Source organism: Colwellia echini (assembly GCF_002843355.2).
GTDB lineage: Bacteria > Pseudomonadota > Gammaproteobacteria > Enterobacterales > Alteromonadaceae > Colwellia > Colwellia echini.
Map to the genome: position 1 here is coordinate 75,089 of NZ_PJAI02000009.1, position 25,115 is coordinate 100,203.

A 25,115-nucleotide genomic window follows, 5' to 3' on the forward strand; every position below is an offset into this window, starting at 1 on the left:
AATCTCCTTATCAGAAGATGCCACAATGTTTTGAGTTAATTTTTACTTATTAAAGTCAATAGATTGACAAGATGATTTTAATAGTAATAACTATTATCTTGTTGAATTTAAAGGTTAAAAATAATGGCATAGTAAATGCTTTACTACAGGTACTAGATAGTTTTATTCAGTACCTATATTAAGGCACAAATTATGGCTCAAGCAATATTAGCAACAACACCTCAAACGACTCAATCAAACGCGCATGTTAGGTTTAGCAGTGAGCATGTGTCAAATAATGTTGCTGCCAGAAGTAATCCCGCCTTACGTACTAATGAACGCATGAGTGAGCGAAAATCGCAAAAAAATCTTGCTCAAGAAGCATTTCCGGGTGAATTAGCCGCATTAAGAATACAAGCCGCTAAAGCCTCTACTCACCAGTTTAGCTCTACACCTTTGCCATCAAAGCTAGCTGCTAACGCTGAACAAAATAATAGTAGTGAAAGATTAGATGCCCAGTTAGCGGATCAATTAATTGATGTTATGCCTACCGGTTTAGTTATGCTCGATGGTAACGGTATTGTGGTTAAAATAAACCAAGTCGCTAAAAACTTATTGGATGAACCAATATTAGGCCAACCTTGGTTTAATGTTATTGCCCGTTCATTTACACCGCGAGAAGACGATTGGCACGAAATTTCGTTAAAAGATGGTCGTCGTGTAAAATTAGAAATCACTAGTTTAGGCTCTCAGCCAGGTCAGTTGATCATGATCACAGATTTAACTGAAACCCGTTTACTGCAAGATAAAATATCACAAATGCAACGTCTTTCCTCATTAGGAAAAATGGTTTCTACGCTTGCTCATCAAATTAGAACGCCATTATCAGCGGCTATTTTGTACGGTGAAAATTTAGCTACGAGTGCATTAGCTGAAAACTCTCGTCTCAAGTTTCAACAAAAGTTAAATGCGCGTTTACATGATTTAGAGCAGCAAGTGAATGACATGTTATTGTTCTCTAAAAGTGGCACTGAACAAGTTGTTTCACCACTTAGCGTTAATGAGTTAATAAACGATACCGTGGCTTCAATGGACGCTTTGTTTAGCGAGGCATCTACAAAGGTAAATGTTAAATTGGCAGACGATGATCTTTTTATATTAGGTAATAAAAGTGCGTTAACAGGCGCTATTCAAAACTTATTACATAATTCAATTCGGGCTATGAGTACATTAAAAGCAGCTACTCCTAACAATGACTTTAGCCCACAAATAACTCTGCAAGTTTACAGCCAAGCCAATGATCTTTATTTAAGTGTTAAAGATAATGGGCCAGGTATTGATGCAAAAATTAGTGACAAAATTTTTCAGCCTTTTTATACCTCAAGTAGTAAAGGCACTGGGTTAGGTCTATCGGTAGTGAAATCGGTTGTTAATGCTCACCAAGGTGAAGTGAGCTTACTTAAAGACAACTTGTTTAAAGAAAGTTTACTGAAAGAAAATGATGAAAGTAGCAACGCAAATCTCGATGGCAATAATAACTCAGGGGCACATTTTGTTATAAAACTGCCTTTAATTCAGCAAGGTTCAGTACAGCAAGGTTCAGTCGTAGCAAAAAATGAAAATACTGAAAAGCGTAATGCAACGAATCGTGCTAACGAAATGAACACTAATCAAGTGGGAGAGTACTAATGACGACACATAAAATTCTTGTAGTTGAAGATGATGCCGGCTTGCGTGAAGCGCTAGTAGATACTCTTGCATTAGCCGATTACCGTTGTGTTGAAGCTGATTCTGGTGAAGCCGCATTAATTGCCCTTAAAACACACCGAGTTGATATTGTTATTAGCGACGTACAAATGGGCGGTATGACGGGGTTATCTTTATTAAAAAGTATTAAAAGCCAGCATCCTAACTTACCCGTATTATTAATGACCGCTTATGGCACCATAGATGATGCAGTTCAAGCCATGCAAGATGGCGCGTGTAATTATATAGCTAAGCCTTTTGCGCCCCAAGTATTACTGAACATGGTGAGTCAATATATGCCACCTGAGGTTGTAAACAAGCATGATCCTATTGTGGCTGATAAGCGCTCTTTAGAATTATTAACGTTAGCTAAAAAGGTTGCCAGTACTGAAGCATCGGTAATGATCCTTGGCCCAAGTGGCTCTGGTAAAGAAGTGTTAGCGCAATATGTGCATAATCATTCAAAACGTCATACTGAATCCTTTGTCGCGATTAATTGTGCAGCTATTCCTGAGAATATGCTTGAAGCAACATTGTTTGGTTATGAAAAAGGTGCATTTACTGGTGCTATTCAAGCTTGTCCTGGTAAGTTTGAGCAGGCACAGGGCGGTACTATTTTACTTGATGAAATAACCGAAATGGATTTAGGCTTACAAGCGAAAATATTAAGGGTGTTACAAGAGCGTGAAGTAGAGCGTTTAGGTGGCAGAAAAACCATTAGCCTTGATGTGCGCGTTATTGCTACTAGTAACCGTGATTTAAAACAGGCGGTTAAAGCTGGGCTTTTCCGTGAAGATTTATATTATCGGTTAAACGTGTTTCCATTAACTTGGTTGCCTTTAGCGCAACGAGTGGATGATATTTTTGTGCTTGCGCAACATTTAGTTAAACGTCATTGTCAAAAAAATGGCGACGCTATTCCTGAGTTTTCGGGGGCGGCTCGTAGTAAGTTAAATGCTTACACTTGGCCGGGCAATGTACGTGAATTAGATAACGTTATTCAACGGGCTCTTATTTTACATACTGATCAATTAATTGATTCTAGTGACTTACTTATTGAAAACTTCGATACGGCGTTAATTGTTGAGCCTGATAAAATGATTATCAGTGACGATAAACTGGGGAGTGAGCTTAAATTACAAGAGCATCAAATTATTCTCGATACCTTGCAAGCTTGTCATGGCAGTCGAAAAGATGTTGCCGAGCGATTAGGTATTAGCCCAAGAACGCTGCGATATAAAATTGCTAAAATGCGCGATTCAGGTATTGAAATACCCGCTTAGCATTATCAAATTCAGTACTAGAGCCTAGAACCTAGGCTCTAGGGCTAGTTTCCAATTCTTAATACTCGTACTTAAAAATAACTTCCCTCCATTTATTCTGCTTCAATTAACCTTTCAACCACTGGCTATACGTTAAATATATATTTTGGCATTATGCTTGCAACCTCAGTGTTAACTCTTACGAAAACGTAAATAAATTGACAAAAGTGAGCGCACTATGGATATCAAAGGCAACTCTCTATACAGCCAAATGCAAAGTATGTCATTACAAGCTATGGGCAATAAGCTACCTACAACAGGCGCTGATGCTATAGGTGTTGATGGCATTCCCGCGAATAGTGTTGGCAAAATCAATCAATCAACCAGCAACTTTGGTGACATGTTAAGTAGCGCGTTAAATAACGTGAATGAATTACAATCAGATGCGGGTGACAAGAAAAAAGCCTTCGAAATGGGTGATACTAGTGTAACGCTTGCTGAAGTTATGATTGCTTCATCTAAATCGGGTATTGCATTAGATGCAACGGTGCAAATACGTAATAAGTTTGTTGAAGCATATAAAGAAATAATGAGTATGCCAGTCTAATTTAGTTGGTCTAAACCAATAATAGCTAGGTTACTTTCAATCGAAATAGCTAGCTATATTTTATTCAAGTGCCTTGCTCTTGATGGTTTATCCTCAATTAGTTATGTATCACAGTTATGTATCTTAGTTAGGTATATTAGTCGTAAATTTTAATAATCGTATCATCGGTATTATTTATAGGCACTAGGCCAGAATAAAACACCTTGTTATAAAGAACAGTACAACGGAGAAGTAAAGTGGCCGATACAAATGCAATGGTAGCAGCTGATAACAGCGGTAATATGATCGCTAATGAAGATGATAATTCTGATTTAGAAGAGCAAAAATCAGGATTTGCCGCGTCATTAGGGAATGTCGACTTTTTAAGACAAATAACTATCGTAGTTGCTTTGGCTATTTGTTTAGCTATTGCCATTTTTGTAATCATGTTAGCTAATGAGCCAGAATACCGCTTTCTGTCTAAGTTACCTACTAAACAATTAATCACCACTATGGACTTTCTTGATGCCAATGAAGTGGAATATCGTCAAGAAAACAACACTATTTCTGTTCCTACTGATGAATATCAAAATGTAAAATTACTTCTAGCTCGAGAGGGGTTAACAGATGAACCTACTCAAGGTGAAGATATTTTAATGAAAGATATGGGCTTTGGTGTAAGCCAACGTCTTGAGCGTGAAAGATTAAAATATGGCCGTGAGCAACAACTTGCTAAAACGGTAGAGCAATTACAAAGTATTAGCCGTGCTAAAGTGTTATTAGCTATCCCACGTGAAAACGTTTTTGCTCGCCGCGAAAAAAATCCATCCGCTACTGTTGTGTTAACAATGCAACGCGGAAAAATACTTTCTGAAGAAGAAGTTGATTCAGTTGTCGATATTATTGCCTCAGCGGTACAGGGTTTAACACCAAACCGAGTTACCGTTACCGACCAAAACGGACGTTTACTTAACTCAGGTTCACAAGACTCTATTTCATCGCGTTCACGTAAAGAGTTTGAAATTGAGCAAAAACGTGAGCAAGAATACATGGATAAAATTGATAGCATTCTAATTCCTGTTGTTGGTTTAGGTAATTATACGGCGCAAGTAGATATCACCATGGACTTTACTAACGTAGAAGAAACACAGCGTCGTTATAATTCAGACTTACCAGCATTGCGTAGTGAAATGAATGTTGAAAGTACTAACATTGGTGGTGCTTTAGGCGGTATTCCAGGCGCTTTATCTAATCAACCGCCAATGGAATCGGCTATCCCTGAAAATGCAGTAGGCGGCGAGCAAAAGAAAACCATGCCAAGTCGTAAACATTCCGAGTCAACTAAAAATTATGAACTAGATGAAGCCATTAGCCATACTAAGCAACAAGCAGGCGTGATCAGACGAGTAAGTGTTTCGGTTGCCCTTGATTATGTAGCCGGCGGAACAACTACACCAGCAGAAGATAGCACAAATACACCCGCTGAGTTTGTACCAAGATCAGCCGCTGAAACAGCCAGTATTCGTCGTATATTACAAGGCAGTATTGGCTTTGACCTTCAACGTGGTGATGTATTAGAAGTCATCACTATTCCGTTTAATCGCCCTGATTATGGTGAAGAAGTAACACTACCTATTTGGCAACAACCTTGGTTTGTTAAAGTGCTTAAACTTGTTCTAGGTGCTTTGGTTATTATTGTGCTTATTGTTGCCGTGGTTCGTCCTATGCTTAAACGCCTAATTTATCCAGATCAATCGCCTAACGATTATGGTGATAAATCACTTGATGGGCATATTGATTTAGGTGATGAAACCATGGATATGCTAACCTCGGACTTTGATGCTGGTGCTGTAGGTTTCGCAGCAGATGGTAGTTTACAATTACCTGATTTGCATCGTGATGAAGATGTATTAAAAGCGGTTCGTGCTTTAGTTGCAAATGAGCCAGAGCTATCCTCGCAAGTTGTGAAAAGTTGGTTGAACGAAGATGAGTGATGAAAAAAATCAAGTCGGCGAATTAGCCGCAGCCCCAATAGGCTTTGACGTAGATAAGTTAGAAGGCTCTGAAAAAGCAGCGATATTATTGCTTAGCTTATCTGAAGAAGATGCAGCACAAATATTAAAACATCTTGAGCCAAAACAAGTGCAGCAAGTAGGTACTGTAATGGCGGCAATGCAAGATTTTACTCAGGAAAAAATTACTGCTGTACATAAGCAATTTATTCATGAGATTCAAAACTTCTCTACGATTGGTTTCCAAAGTGAAGAGTTTGTACGTAAAGCTTTAACGGCTGCACTTGGCGAAGACAAAGCTGGTAACTTAATTGACCAAATTGTTATGGGCGGCGGCGCGAAAGGGCTAGACTCGTTAAAATGGATGGACTCTAAGCAAGTAGCCAATATCATTCGTAATGAGCATCCACAAATTCAAACTATTGTACTCTCTTACCTTGAACCTGAGCAGTCGGCTGAGATTATTGGTCAGTTTACTGAGAAAGTGCGTTTAGATTTAATGATGCGTATTGCTAACTTAGAAGAAGTTCAACCGGCCGCATTACAAGAATTAAATGAGATCATGGAAAAACAGTTTGCCGGACAAGCTGGCGCACAAGCAGCCAAAATGGGCGGTTTAAAAGCTGCAGCAGATATCATGAACTATCTAGATACTAACGTTGAAGGTATGTTGATGGACTCAATTCGTGAAAATGATGAAGAGATGAGCCAACAAATTCAAGACTTGATGTTTGTCTTTGAAAATCTTGCAGATGTTGATGACCGTGGTATGCAAGCCATATTACGAGAAGTACAGCAAGAAGTGTTAATGAAAGCCATTAAAGGTACTGATGAAGCCTTAAAAGATAAAATTATGAGTAACATGTCTAAGCGTGCGGCTGAAATGATGCAGGATGATTTAGAAGCGATGGGACCAGTTCGCATTAGTGAAGTCGAAGCTGCCCAAAAAGAAATTTTATCTATTGCGCGCCGTTTATCTGACTCAGGCGAAATAATGCTTGGCGGTGGTGGTGGCGGTGATGAGTTCTTATAAAAAAATTTTAATCCTGAAAGATTAATAGCCCCTAGCAATCGCTAACATATCAGCAAAAGGTATTGTCATGAGTAAACCACCGGTTCGAATTATAAAAGCGTCACAAAATGACTCGCCTGATGTGTGGTCGTTACCTAATGTGCAAAGTACACCTACCGAGCAAGATAATAATAAAACTAATGCTTTAGGTAAAAAAAGCAATTGGGTGTTTGAGCCACCAGAGCCAGAAGAAATTGAACCAGAGCCGTTAACAGCACAAGACATTGAAGAAATTCGACAAGCGGCTAGTGAAGAAGGCTTTAATCAAGGTAAAGAAGAAGGCTTTGCTAAAGGTTATGAAGAAGGTAAAGCCCAAGGTATTGAAGAAGGTACAGTGCAAGGTATTGAAGTTGGTACTGAACAAGGGCTTACTTTAGGTAAAGAACAGATTGACGAACAAGCAGCTAATTTAGAAAAACTAATAGAGCAATTACATAAGCCACTTGCCGATGTTGACAAAAATGTTGAGGAGCAATTACTAAATTTAGTTTTACAATTAACTGAAGCGGTAGTGCTACACGAGGCAAAAACCAATCCAGACATTTTAATGGCCGCCATTGCTACCGGCATTAAAAGTTTACCAAGTAGTGAAGCGCAAACCCAAATTTGTTTAAACCCAAGTGATATAAAATTGGTAGAGAAACAATTTGGCGCCAAGCATATCGCCGAGCAAGGCTGGCGCTTATTACCCGCGCCACAAATTCCACAGGGCAGTTGTCAAATTGAAAACAGCACTTCTAATATCGACTTGCAAATGAAAGCTCGGTTAAAGCAAGTACTGGAACCTTTCTTGCAAGATGCTCTACATCAGTCAGATGACTAAATAACTGACGGTTAACCGTCAGTTATTGAATACCACTATCAATAAGTTAACTTAAGCTTCTATTGAAAAGAATGGTGAATTGCTTTTAGTCGCTGATGCTAAACTCTCAAGGTCAATAAAACTATGGTTGATAGCGTACGCTTAACCGAGCGATTAAAAAAAAGTCAAAAGTATATTAACAATTTTACCGCGCCTGTTGCCGGGCGTTTAGTACGTGTTGTTGGGTTAACCCTTGAAGCAGTTGGTGTAAAAGCCCATGTTGGCAGCCAATGTTTAGTTGAAACTGCACACGGTGATTTGTTAGCCGAGGTTGTTGGCTTCGCACAAGATATTACCTATTTAATGCCAGAAGAAAGCCTGCGCGGCGTTATGCCTGGTGCGCGGGTATTGCCTATTTCAAGTAAAGCCAAAGTACCTTTATCTATGGGATTACTTGGCCGAGTTATTAATGGTGTTGGTAAGCCGCTTGACGGCAAAGGCCCTATTAAATCAGATGATAATTATCATCATGACACTAAACCAATGAACCCTTTATCAAGACGCGCAATTACCGAAGTACTTGATGTTGGTGTGCGCTCAATCAATAGTTTTATTAGTATTGGTAAAGGTCAACGTATGGGGCTTTTTGCGGGCTCAGGTGTTGGTAAAAGTGTACTTATGGGAATGATGACCCGTGGTACTACCGCTGATGTGGTTGTGGTTGGCTTAGTGGGTGAACGTGGCCGTGAAGTAAAAGAGTTTATTGAAGAAATTTTAGGTGAAGAAGGGTTAAAACGTGCAGTAGTTGTTGCAGCACCTGCCGATAACTCACCATTAATGCGCCTTAAAGGTTGTGAAACCGCAGTGCAAATTAGTGAGTACTTTCGTGATCAAGGCTTAAATGTTCTTCTCCTGCTTGATTCGTTAACTCGTTACGCGCAAGCACAGCGTGAAATAGCCTTAGCTGTGGGTGAACCACCAGCAACAAAAGGTTATCCGCCATCAGTGTTTTCTAAATTACCGCAATTAGTTGAGCGAGCGGGTAACGGCGGAGAAGGGCAAGGCTCAATTACTGCATTTTATACCGTACTAACTGAAGGTGATGATTTACAAGATCCCATTGCCGATGCATCACGCGCCATATTAGATGGACATGTGGTGTTATCACGCGAATTAGCCGACGCAGGGCATTACCCTGCGGTTAATATTGAGGGGTCAATCTCGCGAGTTATGCCAATGGTAACTACTCCAGAGCATCAAGAATTAGCCAAACAGCTCAAACAAATGTACGCACTGTATCAACAAAATAAAGATCTTATCGCCATAGGTGCTTATACCAAAGGTAATGATCCTCGTATTGATCAAGCCATTAATGTATTACCGGTTATTAATTTCTTTTTACAGCAAAAAATTAGCGAAGTTATCCCCTATGAACAAAGCATTGCTCAGCTGCAAGAAATTATTGCCGCGGCGCATGCGCATAATAACAAATCATAATATCGCACTAGGGCTAAATGAGTATTCAATATGGCTATGAAACAACTTGATACCATCTTAAAATTTGAACAGGACAAGGAACAACGTTGTGCTGATCAATTAAAGTTGGCTGAGCATGAATACCAACAAAATATTTCTCGCTTGCAAGGCGTTGCTGATTACCGTTTAGAGTATATGAAACGATTAAGCCAGCGTGCACAGCAAGGTTTAGATAGTGCTACTTATAGTCATTACCATGCTTTTATTGCCAAGCTTGATGGCGCTTCAGCACAGGTGGAAATAGCTATGCGTCAAGCAAAAGCATTAGCAGAGCAAAGTAAAAGCATCTGGCTTAAACAAAGACAGAAAGTCAAAGCAGTCGAATTATTACGTGAAAAACGTTTAAAATTAATTGCGGTTGCGGAAGAGAAAACAGAGCAAAAAATGTTTGATGAAATAGCAACTCAGCAGTATTTACGTCGTCCGAATCGATAATTTCTACTGGCTAGCAAGCTAAATAATATAGAACTTCTAATTGTAACTGGAATGAAAATTGCTTTGTTCTTAGTAAGCTAAGTTTAGATAAAAGTTTTAAAGAAGTTAGCTGAGGGCATTTTAGGTTAACAGTAACCTTAAAATTTTTATCAATATAGCCCATTAAAAGCTATTAACAAACCACTATAACTTTATTTTTAAGCCGTTAACCTGTTGGGGTAATTATGCAGTCAGTCAATGTTTTACCTGCTTTTGTGTCGCAAGATACTGATTTAAAGACTAAAGATTATTTAACTTCAACTAGTGAGCGACATAGTGAGCTAAACTTTTCACGTCTGGTTGAACGACATGTTAATGAAGATAAAAAGTCGAGTTTAACTAATAAAGAAAAAAATACAGCCGATTCTACTTTAGAGAATAAAGCAGAAAGCAAAGCGGCAAACCTTGGTAATACTCGTGAAGAAAGCGGCAATAAAGCAGACAACGAGCTGAATCGACAAGAAAATGACTCAAGTGAAGCGAATACTGCAGCTAACAATCCTAAAGATAATAACAACTCAGAAAATACTGATACTGCAGCTAACCAGGTAGAAAAAGCTCATCTAGACAATGCCAACAAGAAAAATGTTGATGATGTCGCTGTTAATCAAGGCAATAGCGAAAATAATCCCAATGCAAGTAATGTATCAGCACAGCCAACTAAGCAAGTAAGCGGTGCAACAGACTCATCACAGAGTAAAGCATTGGCTGAATCTGAGCAGTTTATGTCGTTATTATACAATAGTGATCAAACACTTAATTCACCGTCTGTGAATTCAACTGCTGAAAATGCAAAACAGCTTTCAACTAACGGTAATCCTCTGTTATCAAACAGTAATACCAGTACTAATACCAGTAGTACAGATAAAGTTGTAGATGGATATAGTGAAGCAGAAGAATCATTAAGTGATGATCAAATATCAAACACCTCAACTCCTGAACACAAATTAAAATCTTTTTCAAATTCAGAGTTATTAGCCCGTGGAGCTTCAGGAAATGTTGAAGATGCAGTTAAAGAAATTTCAGGTCAAAGTACTAGAACACAAACAACTGAGCAGGCTTTAAAAGGTACACAACCGTTAGGCAATGATGCTTTTAAAAATCAAAATTTAACCAGCGATCAGTTAATGAAAAATCAGCTGAGCAATACCGATTTTAAAAATAATAAAATAACTGATATAGCCACGGGTGTTTCACAAGCACATAAAGCTCAAGTAATAGAGCCGGTTGATGCAGCTTTAACATCATTAGTTGGCGAAGAAATATCAGGTGATGTTTTAACGTCTGAAGCGATGACTGAATTTGATAAAGAGCAAGTTAACCAAGATACAATAGTTAAGGGCTCGTTAGCTAACAATGTATTGAAAGATAGCGTTAGTGACTCCATTAGTCCCGCAGTAAAACTAGAAGCTCAAAATAAAACGTCCATTTCGAATGAAGCAATTGAATCATCTAATGAACCGCTAAGTACCCGTAATAGTAACGGTGATATAGATAAGCTAACCACAGATAAAATTGCCGCTAGCTTAGCGGCAGTTGATAACCAATCAAAAGCACAGTATTTAGATGCTAAAGCACAACAAAAAATGCAATTAGCTGCCAATGAAAAAGCCGCTTTTAATGAATCTTTTGTTAAAGAGGAATTAATTACTGAGTCTGACAATACTAATGCAGATAGCGAATTTTCAGAGACAACATTGTTGGCTGATAACAAACCAGGTGCACAAGGCAGCAAAACCTCAAATCAAGTAACAGATGTATTTACAGCTCGAGCTAGTACAGATGCCCAGGCGCAAGTGTTACAAGCAGCACAAAGCAAGCAAACTAATGATGCCTACCTAGAACATCAGACTGCTGAAGTGTTAAATCATTCAGTGGCGACGGATGTGGCGCAAATTCAAAAAAATAATGTGCAACTCCAACAAGAGACAATATCAATTTTTAGAAAAGACTTTACCGATGCCGTTAAAGATAAAGTTATGATCATGATCAGCCAAAAACTACAACAGTTTGATATTACCCTAGATCCACCTGAATTCGGTAATATGCAAGTGCGAGTTAATTTACAAGGTGAGCAAGCGGCAGTTAATTTTGTAGTACAAAACCAACAAGCTAAAGACGCTCTTGAACAAAGTATGCATAAATTAAAAGAAATGCTAGCCGAGCAGGGCGTTGATGTTGGCGATGCCAATGTTGAACAGCAAAATCAACAAGGAAACAATGACAATAACAGCGAGCAAAATACAAACAATAATGCTGAATTAAATAAAACAGCAGGGAATGATGCTAACGATCTGTTATCAAAACAAAATCAAGAAGAGCGTGTTTTTTCAGCTAACTTGTTCGGCTCTCCGACAAGGGGAGTAGATTATTATGCTTAATTGTCTAATATGTAACTAAAGTGAAGCTAAAAAGCAGTTAAGTTAATGAAAACACATTGGCTCAAAGGCTATTCAAGGATATAGTCACCCTTATAGCGTAAGTAATTATTTATTATTGTTTTTGAGTGTTTACTGATTGTAAATATTGAGGATTACCATGGCAGATGAAAAAGCGGGCGAGTTGGAGCTAGATAACTCGGGAAAAAAGAAAAAAATGATTATTATCATCATCGCGGTTGTTGTTTTATTAGGCGGTGGCGCAGGCGGTTATTTTATGTTTATGGGAGGAGATGACACAAGTCAGCCTGACCCTAGCAGTGCGTTAGATAGTAATAATGAAAGCGGTGAAACGACGACAACAAAAACAGATGCGAATGCTAAATTAGGCTCTGCTTTATATGTTCCAATGCCAAGACCTTTTCGCTTTAATGTGCCAGGCGCAACACGTGATCGCTTTGTTGAAATTCGCGTACAATTACTTGTTCGCAGCGGTGCCAACGAAGAAAATGCTAAAATGCATATTCCGCTGATTGAAAGTATTTTATTAGGCGTTTTTTCTCGTGCTAATGCCGATGATTTAGCAACAAGTGCCGGCAAAACATCATTGAAACAGCAATCGTTAGCGGCGGTACAGCAAACAATGAAAGAAGTTGAAGGTAATGAAACCGTAGAGAAAGTACTTTTTACTGGTTTTGTAATGCAATAATGATTGTCCAGAAAAGCTCGTAACTAATAATTGACCAAATAAATAATCGACCAAATAAATAAGAAGAGTGTATTGAGTGAGTGATTTATTATCCCAAGACGAAATTGACGCCTTATTACATGGCGTTGACGATGTTGAAGAAGAAGAAATAGTTGAGGATGTCGTCCAGCAACGTGATGGCACTTCTGATTATGACTTTTCTTCACAGGATCGGATTGTTCGTGGTCGAATGCCAACGTTGGAAATGGTCAACGAACGCTTTGCTCGCCATATGCGTATTAGTTTATTTAATATGATGCGCCGCACTGCCGAAGTTTCGATTAATGGTATTCAAATGATTAAGTTTGGTGAGTACATACATACTCTATTCGTTCCTACTAGTTTGAATATGGTACGTTTTCGTCCATTAAAAGGCACCGCGTTAATTACTATGGAAGCGCGTTTAGTATTCATTTTGGTTGATAACTTCTTTGGTGGCGACGGACGCTATCATGCAAAAATTGAAGGTCGTGAATTTACACCTACCGAGCGCCGTATTATTCAAATGCTGTTAAAGCTTATTTTTGAAGATTACAAAGAGGCCTGGTCACCAGTAATGGATGTATCTTTTGAATATTTAGACTCAGAAGTTAACCCGTCGATGGCGAATATTGTTAGCCCGACAGAAGTCGTTGTTATCAGCTCTTTTCATATTGAATTAGACGGCGGTGGCGGTGATTTCCACATTGCCTTGCCATATTCTATGCTCGAACCTATTCGCGAATTGCTTGATGCAGGTGTGCAAAGTGACAAAGAAGACACCGATATGCGTTGGTCAAAAGCTTTACGCGATGAAATTATGGATGTGTCGGTAAATATTAACACTAAATTTATTGAAGTTAATTTACCGCTAAGTCAAGTTATGGAATTACAAGCCGGTGATATTATCCCGATAGAAATGCCTGAGCATATTACTGTATTAATTGAAGATTTACCGACATTTAGAGCTAAGTTAGGGCGAAGTCGAGATAATGTCGCCTTGAAAATTGAATCTAAAATTAAACGCCCGGAATCGGCTAAATCAGAATTAACTATTTTAACTAAAGGCGGTAAACGTCTTGATAACGATGCAGAGCTTCATCTGTTAGAAGATGATTTGTAGTCTTGTTATTAATAAAGTTAAATATTAAATGAATTATAAATAGAGGCCCGTGTTATGAGTAACGATAAAGATGAAGACCTAAGTATGTGGGATGAGGCGCTTGATGAGCAAGCGGAAGCTCTAGCTACAGGTAAAGGTGCTGAAACTGTTGAACTTGAAGAGTTAACAGAAGATGAAACCCCTATTACTGGTGAAGAAAAGCGCAAACTTGATGCTATTTTAGATATTCCTGTAACTATTTCGATGGAAGTTGGGCGTAGTAATATTAGTATTCGTAATTTATTACAACTAAACCAAGGCTCAGTGGTTGAGCTAGATCGTGTTGCGGGTGAGTCACTTGATGTACTCGTTAATGGTACCCTAATCGCTCACGGTGAAGTGGTTGTGGTAAATGATAAGTTTGGTATTCGTTTAACTGATGTAGTTAGCCAAGTTGAGCGTATTAAAAAATTAAAATAAACGGAGTATTGTTCATTTTAATTTAAGTTACTGATGAAAAAGAAACGATGATAAAAAAATCACTTAGTATTTTATTAGCACTGAGCTGTACTTTATACTCATTAACGGTAAATGCTCAAGCCAATACCATTGATACTAATAAAGTACAAACCAGTAATACTGCGCAAACCTCGGGTAGTATTGCGGATAAAGTACTAGAGAAAATCTCAGTTAAACCTGCTATACAAGATTTAAGCGTTACACCTGTTGAGCCGTTAGCGAAAGAGAGCGTGTCTCCAGAAAGTTCAGCGTTAGAAAGTTCTGCACCTGAACCAGATAAAGCAGCTTTAGTAGCAATAGAGCAAACGCCGCAAGTGGGTAAACATGTCATGGCCAACATGAATCCAGGCAGTATGATTTTATCTCTGTTAATGGTTTTAGGGTTAATTATTGTTTGTGCGTTAATACTTAAACGTTTTAATCTAACTCAGCAAGGCGTTAGTCAGCTAAAAGTAGTTACTAGCCTTAGGTTAGGTACTAAAGAGCGTGTTATTGTTATTCAAGTGGGCGAGCAACAATTGTTACTTGGTATTACTGGTCAACAAATTACCTTACTTGATAAATTAGCTGAGCCTATACATACTCAAGCGGATAAAAATACTAACGTGACCTTACCCAAAAATATTTTATCTTTTCTTGCCTCTAAAAAGATCTAATAACTTGGTTATAAAACTAGGCATACAGTGCTTTAAGGCTACTTCTAAATAGGGAATATCAGCGAACCATGAAAAGTATTTCGTTCATTATCATCATTACCTTGTCTTTGCTTGGTTTGAGCTTTGGCGCTTCGGCTGAAGATCTATCATTGTCAGCAATAAAACTAACCACTAATCCTGATGGCTCGCAGGAGTATTCGGTAAACTTACAAATATTAATTTTCATGACCGCGTTGAGTTTTATTCCTGCAGCGGTGATCATGATGACCTCATTTACCAGGATTGTGGTGGTGATGGCTATTTTACGACAAGCTTTTGGTCTACAACAAACGCCTTCAAACCAAGTTATTATTGGTTTAACCCTGTTTATGACTTTGTTTATTATGACGCCTGTTTATAATCAAATAGATAAAACAGCCATTCAACCATATATTTCTGAGCAATTAACCTCGGTTGAGGCAATTGATTTAGCTAAAGTGCCATTACGCGCTTTTATGCTTGAACAAACACGAATAAAAGACCTTGATACCTTAGCTGAAATGGCCGGGGTTGGGCCTGTTGCTCAACCTACCGATTTACCTATGACGGTGATCATTCCAGCCTTTATTATTAGCGAATTAAAAACTGCGTTTCAAATTGGTTTTATACTCTTTATCCCATTTTTAATTATCGACTTGGTTGTAGCGAGTATTTTAATGGCTATGGGTATGATGATGTTGTCGCCAATGATAGTGTCTTTACCGTTTAAATTGATGCTATTTGTACTGGTTGACGGTTGGAATCTAGTGATAGGTACAATAGCTACCAGTTACGGTATGGGTAGTTAGCTAAGCCATCATATTAGAGACAACGTTGTTAACAGAACTTGTTAACAAGCTCAGTTAACAACTTAAGTAAAAGAGAGCAAATTATGGGTCCAGAAATATATATTGATATGCTAGGTGATGCCTTATTATTAGTGATCATTCTAGTTTGCGCTATCATCCTACCCAGCTTGGCGGTAGGCTTACTGGTGGCGGTATTTCAAGCAGCGACTTCAATTAACGAACAAACGTTAAGCTTTTTACCAAGATTAATTGTCACCTTACTTGCTTTAATTATTGGTGGGCATTGGTTGGTACAAAAAGTGATGGATTACACTATTCGGCTTATATCAAGTATCCCGAGCGTAATTATCTAATGGCTAACTATGTTTGTGTTTTAAATATTATCATCCTTTATTACCCCGTTAAAAACTTGTCACACGGTCTTTAGCCATGGAGTTTACTGAATCTGTTATTAATCAATATTTGGCTGATTTTATTCTGCCATTTAGTCGTGTTTCGGCTTTGATTATGACTATGATTGGTTTCAGTGCTAAAACTATTCCAGGTCGTGTTAAATTATTTTTATGTATCAGTGTTACGGTTGCTGTAATGCCTGCAATTCCGCCTGCCTCGGTTGACGATTTAATGTCACTAACAACCGCTATTTTGTTGGGCCAGCAAATGATCATTGGTGTTATGCTTGGTTTTGTTACGGTAATGGTAGTTAACACCTTTACTTTGGCGGGGCAAATTATTGCGATGCAATCAGGCCTTGGTTTCGCATCATTGGTTGACCCTGCTAGTGGTATGAACGTGCCCGCCATTGGTCAATTCTTTTTAATCTTATCGTCATTATTATTCTGGGTCATGGATGGTCATCTGGCTTATTTACAATTTGTTGTCGCTAGCTTTGATACCTTGCCAATCCCTACAGAGCATTTATCTAGCATTAAATACCGTGAAGTTGTTGAATGGGGGGGCTGGATGTTTGCTACCGCTTTATCCTTGTCGTTAGCACCTATTACAGCTATGTTATTAATTAATTTTTCATTTGGTATTATGACCCGCGCTGCACCCCAGCTTAATATTTTTGCAATTGGTTTTCCTATCACCATGATGGCAGGTTTAATTATTATGTGGTTAACCTTTGGTAATTTCTTCACTCATTTTGAACTACAGTGGCAACGGGCACTTGATTTTAGTTGCTACCTTATTGATTGTCAGGCGACGTAAATGGCTGATTCAGATAGCGGTGAAAAAACCGAAGAACCCACGGCCAAAAAACTCACCGACGCTCGAAAAAAAGGCCAAATTGCTCGCTCTAAAGATTTAGGCACATTTTTTGTGCTGGTTGGTTGTGCGTGTGGCATGTTATTGGTAGGCGGCAGTTTAGCTAGCACTATGGCGGATATGATGAGTCATATGTTTAGTATAAATCGTCAGGAAGCTATGGATGTTAATGCCTTGTTTAAAGTGATTAACGACGGTATTTATCAAATAGTTCCCCCATTACTCTGGCTGTTTTTTATTGTGATGATTGCCGCATTTGTAGGTAATACTATGCTTGGTGGAATGAGCTTCTCTTGGGAAGCTATGATGCCTAAAGCCAGTAAACTTTCACCTATGGCCGGTTTTAAACGTATGTTTGGTACACAAGCAGCGGTTGAATTACTTAAATCAGTATTAAAATTCTTTGTTGTTTTTATTGTTGCGTTTTTACTGCTTAGTGGCTTGTTTGAAGAGATTTTAGGCCTGAGTCGTGAAACAATGCCGGCTAACTTTGAACATGCCGTTAATATGTTAATGTGGATGTTTTTGGTGTTGGCTTTATCAATAGGTATTATTGTTGCGGTTGATGCGCCATACCAAGTTTGGAATCATACTAAACAGCTGAAAATGACTAAACAAGAAATTAAAGATGAATATAAAGGTACTGAAGGTAGCCCTGAAATAAAAGGGCGTATCCGCCGTACTCAATACGAAATGTCACAACGTCGTATGATGCAAGATGTACCTGATTCTGACGTGGTTATTACCAACCCAACGCATTTTTCTATTGCTCTTAAGTATGACCCCACAGGTAGTGGTGCGCCGATAATGACCGCTAAAGGTGTTGACGAAATGGCATTACATATTCGAACTATTGCCAAAGAACATCAGGTTGAAATTATTCAATCTCCAGCGCTCGCTCGTTCATTATATTATACTGCTGAAGTAGGAGACGATATTCCTGAAGAGTTGTTTGCTGCAGTTGCACAAGTGTTGGCTTTTATTTTTCAGTTAAATGAGCATAAAAAAGGTAAAGCCAAAAAGCCTAAAGCAGTAGCGAAAAATCTACCTATCCCCGATGATTTTAAATACTAGAACTTAAAACCTAGCACCTAGTAGTAATGCTTTAGTCTATTAATCTCACATCAACCAATACTTACGAAGAATAAGCTCCTCAATTTAGCTGGCTAGTTCAATTGGTATAAGAATTGCAAAATCATGAGTACTGTCAATAAACCATCATGAAGTAATAATGCAAATAGCCGCTTATTTTAATCAATTTGATAAATCAAAATTACGTCACCTTAGTGGACTAGGCACGCCTATATTGGTGATGGCCGCATTAGGTATGATTATTTTGCCTATGCCTGCTTGGTTATTAGATATCTTATTTTCTTTCAACATAGCACTTTCTCTCGTTGTATTACTTATCACTGTTTATACGTTGAAACCGCTTGATTTCGGATCTTTTCCTGCGGTTTTACTGGTAGCGACAATTTTACGTCTCGCGTTAAATGTTGCTAGTACTCGTGTTGTTTTACTGGAAGGTCATGAAGGGCCTGAAGCTGCAGGTAAAGTAATTGAAGCCTTTGGCTCTGTGGTTATCGGAGGAAATTATGCTGTTGGTTTAGTTGTTTTTCTGATTTTAATCATTATTAACTTTGTGGTAATTACTAAAGGTGCAGGAAGAATTGCTGAAGTAACCGCACGCTTCACGCTAGATGCTATGCCAGGTAAACAAATGGCAATTGATGCAGATTTAAATGCGGGGTTTATTACCCAAGAGCAAGCGAAAGAGCGTAGAACCGAAGTTACCAATGAAGCCGATTTTTACGGCTCAATGGACGGTGCCAGCAAATTTGTTAAAGGTGATGCTATTGCCGGAATTTTAATTTTATTCATTAATATTATTGGCGGTTTAATTATAGGTATGGTTCAACATGATTTATCTTTTGATAGCGCTGTTGAAATATATACCTTATTAACTATTGGTGATGGTCTTGTTGCACAAATTCCAGGTTTATTATTATCAATTGGTACGGCAATTGTTGTAACTCGTCAAAATACTTCTGAAGATATGGGCGAGCAAGTAAGTAGTCAACTTGGTCAAGAGCGCTCACTTTATATTGCTGCAGGCGTAATGCTGATCATGGGTGTTATCCCTGGCATGCCGCATTTTGTATTTATTCTTTTTGCAACCATCATTGCTACAACTGCTTTTATGGGCGCAAGGAATAAGGTAAATAAAACCAATGAATTAGCGCAAATAGCACACGATGAACAAACATTGACCCAACAAAAAGAAGAAGAAGTAAAAGAGTTAGGTTGGGATGACGTTAACCATGTTGACGTGATTGGTTTAGAAATAGGTTATCGTTTAATACCATTGGTTGATAAAGCTCAAGGCGGAGAGTTATTAAGTAGAATTAAAGGCGTACGTAAAAAATTATCGCAAGAATTTGGCTTCTTAGTACCTGCGGTACATATTCGCGATAATTTAGATTTAGATCCAAATAGCTATCAAATATCATTAATGGGGGTTGTGGTAGGTACTGCTCAAATTCGTCATGATCAAGAATTAGCGATTAATCCAGGTCAAGTTTTTGGCTCTCTTGAAGGTGTAGCCACTAAAGATCCCGCTTTTGGTCTTGATGCTACTTGGATAAATCAAAATCAACGTGATCAAGCGCAAACATTAGGTTATACGGTAGTTGATTCTTCTACAGTATTAGCCACGCATTTAAGCCAGATATTAAGCAATAATGCCGCACAGTTACTGGGCCATGAAGAAGTACAAAATTTACTTGACCTACTTGCTAAAAACTACCCTAAGTTGATTGAGGGTTTTGTTCCTGAAACCTTGTCATTAGGCACTGTGGTTAAGGTATTACAAAGTTTGATGAATGAAGGCGTAGCTGTTAGAGATATGCGTTCTATTGTACAAACACTCGTTGAATATGGTCCTAGAAGTCAGGATCCTGAAGTGCTAACCGCTGCAGTGCGCATTAGTTTACGAAAATTTATTATTCAAGACCTTGTTGGCAGCGCGCAAGAAGTACCTGTCATAACTTTGGCTCCTGAGTTGGAACAGATGTTGCATCAGTCTATGCAGATGGCAGGAGATGATGGAGCTGGTATTGAACCAGGGTTAGCAGAACGCTTACAAAAATCATTGACTGAAGGAGCTAACCAGCAAGAAATGGCTGGTGATACACCAATACTTTTAACATCAGGTATTTTACGGCACGTGCTAGCTAAATTTGTTAAATATACCATACCTAGCTTGCGTGTTATTTCTTACCAAGAAATACCTGATGATAAACAAATTAAAATTGTGAGTGCGATAGGCCAGTAAAAAATAGTCAGGTAAAAATTAGAGCCGATTAAAGCGTAAACATCGTAATTGTTTAATAAAAGTTCAGGTGGTTAGCAATAACTTATAACTGAAAGTAGTTGAAAAGTAGAGGTTGGATATGAAAATTAGACGTTTTGTTGCCAAAGATATGCGTACAGCATTAGCTGAAATTAAAGAAGAGCTAGGCGTGGATGCGGTGATTATGTCCAATAAAAAAATTCCAGAAGGGGTCGAGTTAATGGCCGCTGTGGATTATAACCAATCTGTTCCAGTGGCTAAGTTTGCAGATAAATCAATGCAAAACGCTAATCGCTCGGCTAGTTCTGTAAGTGAAAGAATAGAAGCAAGCGATGATGTTGTTAGCCTTGGTCAATCTGGCTCAGTAAATACGGTTTCTGGACAACAACATACAACTAATCAAGATTATAACTCTGTGCCAACCACGGCAAATATGAATCAATCTGCTAGTGAACATGTACCTGCAGATAGTTTATCAGCGTTACTTGGTCGTCAAGTACAACAACCTGCTCAACATACAAGTCAACCTCAATCAGCACAGCAATCTTCAGAGCAATATTATTCATCATCTCAAGCAACGCAGCAGCAACAAGCGCAATCACCAGTTAATCTAGATGAAGTAACTATTGAGCAACAGCTAAGAGACTTTACTGATCGCCTTAGTCAGCCTAATGCAGATATGTCACAGCAACCTAGTCAGTCATCTTATACGGACAATATTATTGACAATGATAGTGACAATATTACCGCCAATGTTAAGTTACATAACTCGGCAACTAACTATAATGCTCAACATTCAAATAAAACTAACGACAGCCAAGTTTCTTCACAAGAATTTACCAAAATGCAGCAAGAAATGGCGTCTATTCGCTCATTACTTGAACATCAAGTATCGGGTTTAATGTGGCAAGATATGGCTCAAAAAGATCCGCAACGCGCTGTATTAGTAAATCGTTTATTGGCATTAGGACTAAATGATCAAATTGCAGACCAAATTGCGGGCTATGTGCCAGAACAATCTCATGAAAGTGAAGCATGGTCACAAGCAACACAGCTTATTGCTAAGCAAATTAATACCACTCAAAATGATATTATAAACCGTGGTGGTGTTGTCGCTTTAGTTGGTCCAACAGGGGTTGGTAAAACAACCACAATAGCAAAACTTGCAGCAGGCTTTGCTCAAGTTCACGGTAATGACCAAGTTGCGCTCATTTCTACCGATACCTTTCGTATTGCAGGTTTTGAACAATTAGCAACTTACGGAAAAATAATTGGCTGTCAAGTAAGTCTGGCTAAAGACAGCCAAGCATTAGATACGTTATTACAACAATATGCTAAAAAGAAATTAATATTGATTGATACTGCCGGTATGGGTCAGCGAGATATGCGTTTAGCCGAGCATTTAACTGCTTTAATTTCTAATTCTCGTGTTAGAATTCGTAATTACTTAGTGATTGCAGCTAACTCTCAACAAAGAGTTATGCAAGAAAATGTCGATCGCTTTAAAAAAGTACCATTATCGGGTTGTATTTATACTAAACTTGACGAAAGCATTAGTATTGGTGAAATAATTACAACTTCAATTCAAAATGGGTTACCTATAGGGTATCTTACTGATGGACAAAGAGTTCCAGAAGATATTAAAGTTGCAAATGCTGAAAAATTAGTTACTCTTGCAGATAAGATGGCAACAAAGTCAGTTAACAACAATGTTAGTGCATTTCGGCCAATGCCAATTGCACCAGCGGCAATAGCTTAAAACTTATTTTGGGCTATGTAGATATAACACGCAGTATTAATTAGAAGTAATCAATAAATGATAGATCAAGCGAGTGGCCTAAGAAAGATGCAAGACCTACAGCAAGTTAAAGTAGTGGCAGTTTCAGGTGGGAAAGGGGGCGTAGGCAAAACAAATACGTCACTTAATACCGCTATTGCCTTAGGAAAACAAGGTAAAAGAGTGCTAGTGCTTGATGCCGATTTGGGGCTTGCCAATGTAGATGTAATGCTCGGTTTACGAGTAAAACGTAACTTATCACATGTTTTATCAGGTGAATGCGAACTTGATGATATTATTATCGACGGCCCAGCCGGTATTAAAATAATACCTGCAACCTCAGGCTCACAATCGATGGTAGACTTAACCCCTGCCGAGCATGCTGGCCTTATTCGTGCTTTTAGCGAAATGCAAACCCAATTTGATGTATTGATTGTTGATACCGCCGCCGGAATTTCGGATATGGTATTAAGTTTTACTCGTGCAGCGCAAGATGTCATGTTAGTGGTTTGCGATGAACCGACCTCAATCACCGATTGTTATGCCTTGATGAAGTTACTCAGTCGTGATCATGGCGTCTATAAATTTAAAGTTGTTGCGAATATGGTGCGCAGTCCTAAAGAAGGGCAGCAATTATTTGCTAAACTAACCAAAGTAACTGACAGATTTCTTGATGTTGCACTAGAATTAGTAGGTGTTATTCCGTTTGATGAAAACATGCGTAAGTCTGTGCGTAAGCAACAAGTTATAGTTGAAGCCTTTCCACAATCACCTGCTGCGATAGCTTATATCGAATTAGCGAAAAAAGTAAGTGAATGGCCTATTCCAAAGCAAGCTTCAGGACATTTAGAGTTTTTCATTGAACAGTTACTAGCTAACTAAAATGTTAGCTAGCTCGAACAGCACCCCATTTAGTCCATCTTAAACGAGAGCGAGAATACGTGGTAAAAGCGAATAGCTATAGTAGCCAAATCGATAAATCAACGTTACTTGAACAACACACAGTTCTGGTTAAACGCATTGCTTATCATTTATTAGCTAGATTACCTGCGAGTGTTCTAGTCGATGATTTAATTCAATCAGGTATGATAGGTTTATTTGAAGCGGCTAATAACTTTGATAATTCCAAAGGTGCTAGTTTTGAAACCTTTGCGGGTATTCGAATTAGAGGTGCGATGCTAGACGAGATGCGCAGAGGTGATTGGACGCCACGCTCTGTGCATAAAAACAGCAGAATGATCAGCGAAGCCATTAAACAACTTGAATCACAACTAGGTCGAGATGTTTCTGATGTTGAAGTTGCTGAAAAACTTGATATTTCATTAAATCACTACCATCATATATTAAGTGAAGTAAGTTCAGGGAAAATACTCGGAATTGATGATCTTGGTGTTAGTGAATATACCATAAAAACAAATGATGATTCACTTAGTAATGACCCCTATCAAAGCATTGAACAAAGTGCCTTTAAAACAGGTTTAGCACAATGTATTAAGTCGTTACCTGAGCGAGAAGCTTTAGTTTTGTCATTATACTATGACGAAGAACTTAACTTAAAAGAAATAGGCGAAGTACTCGAGGTAAGTGAATCAAGAGTGAGTCAAATTCATAGTCAGGCAATGCATCGCCTTAAAGCACGTATGCAATCTTGGCAAAGTTAGCTAAACTAGAGCCATATTATTAAAAAAACAGTTATGACCTCTTTCATTAAAAATAAATAACGTAAATTGATGAGAGATAATAGTAAAATACGAAATACCTTGATAACTTTTCTATGTTTAGGTAAATAAAAACTAATTAATTTTGAATGTTTCGCCGGAGGGTGCCTTGGATAAAAATATGAAAGTACTTGTTGTTGATGATTTTTCAACAATGAGACGTATAGTAAAAAACTTGTTACGTGATTTAGGATTTACCAACATTCAAGAAGCAGATGACGGCAGTACTGCCTTACCTATGCTTCAAGGTGGTGATTTTGATTTCGTAGTGACTGACTGGAATATGCCTGGTATGCAGGGTATTGACTTGCTTAAAGCTATTAGAGCCGATGCTAGCCTTTCCCATATCCCAGTTTTACTTATTACAGCGGAAGCGAAAAAAGAGCAAATTGTAATGGCAGCTCAAGCTGGAGTGAATGGTTATATTGTAAAACCTTTTACAGCCGCGACATTAAAAACTAAGTTAGATAAGATTTTTGAGCGCTTAGCTTAATGTGCTGGCTTTAGCCGCTACTTTTTATACGGCTAAAGTAAGGTTTTAATAACTATTGTTTTAAGGACTTTGCATGAGTATACCTATGACAGGTCGGATCTCATTAGAACAGGCAAAATCTTTGGTTGAGCTTTTAGAATCAGGGCAGCAAGAGGCAGCAGATGCTGTCTTAGCTAGGATTCAAAACCCAATTAATTCAGAGCTTTTTGCCGAAATTGGTAAGTTGACACGTCAACTTCATGACTCTTTGACCAATTTTCAAGTAGATTCAAGGTTAAATGATTTAGCCAAAGCGGATATTCCTGATGCTAAAGAGCGTTTGAATTACGTAATTACCCGCACTGAAGAAGCTGCCAATAAAACGATGGATGCTGTCGAAGCCATTTTTCCTGTTGTAGATACTATTTCAGAACAAGTGGCTGCGGTTAACCCTTCTTGGACAAAGTTAATGAATAATGAACTAGACTTAAAAGAGTTTAAATCGTTATGCCTAGATATTGACACCTTATTAAAGAATACAGGTAAAGAAACCCGTCATATTCATAACTTGATGACCGACGTTTTAATGGCGCAAGACTTTCAAGATCTCACAGGTCAAGTAATCCGTAAAGTTATTGAGCTAGTAATAGAGGTGGAAGATAGTTTAATAAATATGCTTACCGCTTTTGGTCTATCAACTGATTTTACTCGAGATAAAAACGCACCTAAAGTAGGTGAAAATCTCGTTGAAGGGCCAGTTGTTAATACAAAAAACAGAGATGATGTAGTTGAAGATCAAGATGATGTTGATGATCTTTTATCAAGTTTAGGATTTTAAGGGGAATACTG

At 38.3% G+C, this 25,115-nt stretch carries 23 protein-coding genes; all 23 read left to right on the top strand.

The window, feature by feature from the left end; translation table 11 throughout:
* Positions 1-192 precede the first annotated feature (192 nt).
* The 23 genes from CWS31_RS09595 (at position 193) to CWS31_RS09705 (ending at position 25,104) form a co-directional block, all read left to right on the top strand.
* Positions 193-1,668: a sensor histidine kinase gene (locus tag CWS31_RS09595; protein ID WP_246143465.1), complete on the top strand. Its 1,476-nt coding sequence runs from the start codon at positions 193-195 to the stop codon at positions 1,666-1,668.
* Positions 1,668-3,008 (top strand): sigma-54-dependent transcriptional regulator, encoded by a 1,341-nt coding sequence (locus CWS31_RS09600; protein WP_101344116.1) that lies wholly within the window; start codon positions 1,668-1,670, stop codon positions 3,006-3,008. Before CWS31_RS09595 ends, CWS31_RS09600 begins: the two co-directional genes overlap by 1 nt.
* A 217-nt stretch (positions 3,009-3,225) precedes the next feature.
* Positions 3,226-3,594 carry a flagellar hook-basal body complex protein FliE gene (fliE, locus tag CWS31_RS09605; RefSeq protein ID WP_101344115.1) on the top strand — a complete coding sequence of 123 codons (369 nt, stop codon included), beginning with the start codon at positions 3,226-3,228 and terminating at the stop codon, positions 3,592-3,594.
* Positions 3,595-3,830: 236 nt separating this feature from the next.
* Positions 3,831-5,567 carry a flagellar basal-body MS-ring/collar protein FliF gene (gene fliF, locus CWS31_RS09610; protein ID WP_425457524.1) on the top strand — a complete coding sequence of 579 codons (1,737 nt, stop codon included), beginning with the start codon at positions 3,831-3,833 and terminating at the stop codon, positions 5,565-5,567.
* Complete coding sequence (fliG, locus tag CWS31_RS09615; RefSeq protein WP_101344114.1) at positions 5,560-6,618, top strand: flagellar motor switch protein FliG; 1,059 nt, start codon at positions 5,560-5,562, stop codon at positions 6,616-6,618. Before fliF ends, fliG begins: the two co-directional genes overlap by 8 nt.
* Positions 6,619-6,685: 67 nt before the next feature.
* A complete protein-coding gene (fliH, locus tag CWS31_RS09620; protein ID WP_101344113.1) occupies positions 6,686-7,480 on the top strand; it encodes a flagellar assembly protein FliH in 795 nt (264 codons plus the stop codon).
* 123 nt (positions 7,481-7,603) lie between these two features.
* Positions 7,604-8,956 carry a flagellar protein export ATPase FliI gene (fliI, locus tag CWS31_RS09625; RefSeq protein ID WP_101344111.1) on the top strand — a complete coding sequence of 451 codons (1,353 nt, stop codon included), beginning with the start codon at positions 7,604-7,606 and terminating at the stop codon, positions 8,954-8,956.
* Between the two features lie 30 nt (positions 8,957-8,986).
* Positions 8,987-9,430: a flagellar export protein FliJ gene (gene fliJ, locus CWS31_RS09630; RefSeq protein WP_101344110.1), complete on the top strand. Its 444-nt coding sequence runs from the start codon at positions 8,987-8,989 to the stop codon at positions 9,428-9,430.
* Between the two features lie 224 nt (positions 9,431-9,654).
* Entirely contained in the window at positions 9,655-11,850 is a 2,196-nt protein-coding gene (locus CWS31_RS09635) for a flagellar hook-length control protein FliK (RefSeq protein WP_101344109.1), read from the top strand.
* A gap of 157 nt (positions 11,851-12,007) precedes the next feature.
* The gene (fliL, locus tag CWS31_RS09640; protein ID WP_101344108.1) at positions 12,008-12,556 is read left to right on the top strand and encodes a flagellar basal body-associated protein FliL; all 549 of its coding nucleotides are present in this window, start codon (positions 12,008-12,010) and stop codon (positions 12,554-12,556) included.
* 76 nt (positions 12,557-12,632) lie between these two features.
* Entirely contained in the window at positions 12,633-13,697 is a 1,065-nt protein-coding gene (fliM, locus tag CWS31_RS09645) for a flagellar motor switch protein FliM (protein WP_101344107.1), read from the top strand.
* Between the two features lie 54 nt (positions 13,698-13,751).
* Positions 13,752-14,156, top strand: coding sequence for a flagellar motor switch protein FliN (gene fliN, locus CWS31_RS09650; RefSeq protein WP_101344106.1), 405 nt, complete (start codon positions 13,752-13,754; stop codon positions 14,154-14,156).
* Between the two features lie 47 nt (positions 14,157-14,203).
* Entirely contained in the window at positions 14,204-14,851 is a 648-nt protein-coding gene (gene fliO / locus CWS31_RS09655) for a flagellar biosynthetic protein FliO (protein ID WP_101344104.1), read from the top strand.
* Positions 14,852-14,919: 68 nt separating this feature from the next.
* On the top strand, positions 14,920-15,678 hold the full coding sequence (gene fliP / locus CWS31_RS09660) for a flagellar type III secretion system pore protein FliP (protein ID WP_101344103.1): 759 nt from the start codon (positions 14,920-14,922) through the stop codon (positions 15,676-15,678).
* An 83-nt stretch (positions 15,679-15,761) separates the two neighbouring features.
* On the top strand, positions 15,762-16,031 hold the full coding sequence (gene fliQ / locus CWS31_RS09665) for a flagellar biosynthesis protein FliQ (protein WP_101344102.1): 270 nt from the start codon (positions 15,762-15,764) through the stop codon (positions 16,029-16,031).
* 76 nt (positions 16,032-16,107) lie between these two features.
* Positions 16,108-16,890 carry a flagellar biosynthetic protein FliR gene (fliR, locus tag CWS31_RS09670; protein WP_101344101.1) on the top strand — a complete coding sequence of 261 codons (783 nt, stop codon included), beginning with the start codon at positions 16,108-16,110 and terminating at the stop codon, positions 16,888-16,890.
* Complete coding sequence (gene flhB, locus CWS31_RS09675) at positions 16,891-18,021, top strand: flagellar biosynthesis protein FlhB (protein WP_101344100.1); 1,131 nt, start codon at positions 16,891-16,893, stop codon at positions 18,019-18,021.
* A gap of 157 nt (positions 18,022-18,178) precedes the next feature.
* Positions 18,179-20,281, top strand: a complete 2,103-nt coding sequence (gene flhA, locus CWS31_RS09680) for a flagellar biosynthesis protein FlhA (RefSeq protein ID WP_101344099.1) — start codon at positions 18,179-18,181, stop codon at positions 20,279-20,281.
* Positions 20,282-20,399: 118 nt separating this feature from the next.
* Positions 20,400-22,058 (top strand): flagellar biosynthesis GTPase FlhF, encoded by a 1,659-nt coding sequence (gene flhF / locus CWS31_RS09685; RefSeq protein WP_101344098.1) that lies wholly within the window; start codon positions 20,400-20,402, stop codon positions 22,056-22,058.
* A 57-nt stretch (positions 22,059-22,115) separates the two neighbouring features.
* Positions 22,116-22,958, top strand: a complete 843-nt coding sequence (locus CWS31_RS09690) for a MinD/ParA family ATP-binding protein (protein ID WP_101344097.1) — start codon at positions 22,116-22,118, stop codon at positions 22,956-22,958.
* A 59-nt stretch (positions 22,959-23,017) separates the two neighbouring features.
* A complete protein-coding gene (locus CWS31_RS09695) occupies positions 23,018-23,737 on the top strand; it encodes an RNA polymerase sigma factor FliA (RefSeq protein WP_101344096.1) in 720 nt (239 codons plus the stop codon).
* A gap of 166 nt (positions 23,738-23,903) precedes the next feature.
* Positions 23,904-24,287 carry a chemotaxis response regulator CheY gene (gene cheY / locus CWS31_RS09700; RefSeq protein ID WP_081967698.1) on the top strand — a complete coding sequence of 128 codons (384 nt, stop codon included), beginning with the start codon at positions 23,904-23,906 and terminating at the stop codon, positions 24,285-24,287.
* Between the two features lie 73 nt (positions 24,288-24,360).
* A complete protein-coding gene (locus tag CWS31_RS09705; protein WP_101344095.1) occupies positions 24,361-25,104 on the top strand; it encodes a protein phosphatase CheZ in 744 nt (247 codons plus the stop codon).
* Positions 25,105-25,115 lie beyond the last annotated feature (11 nt).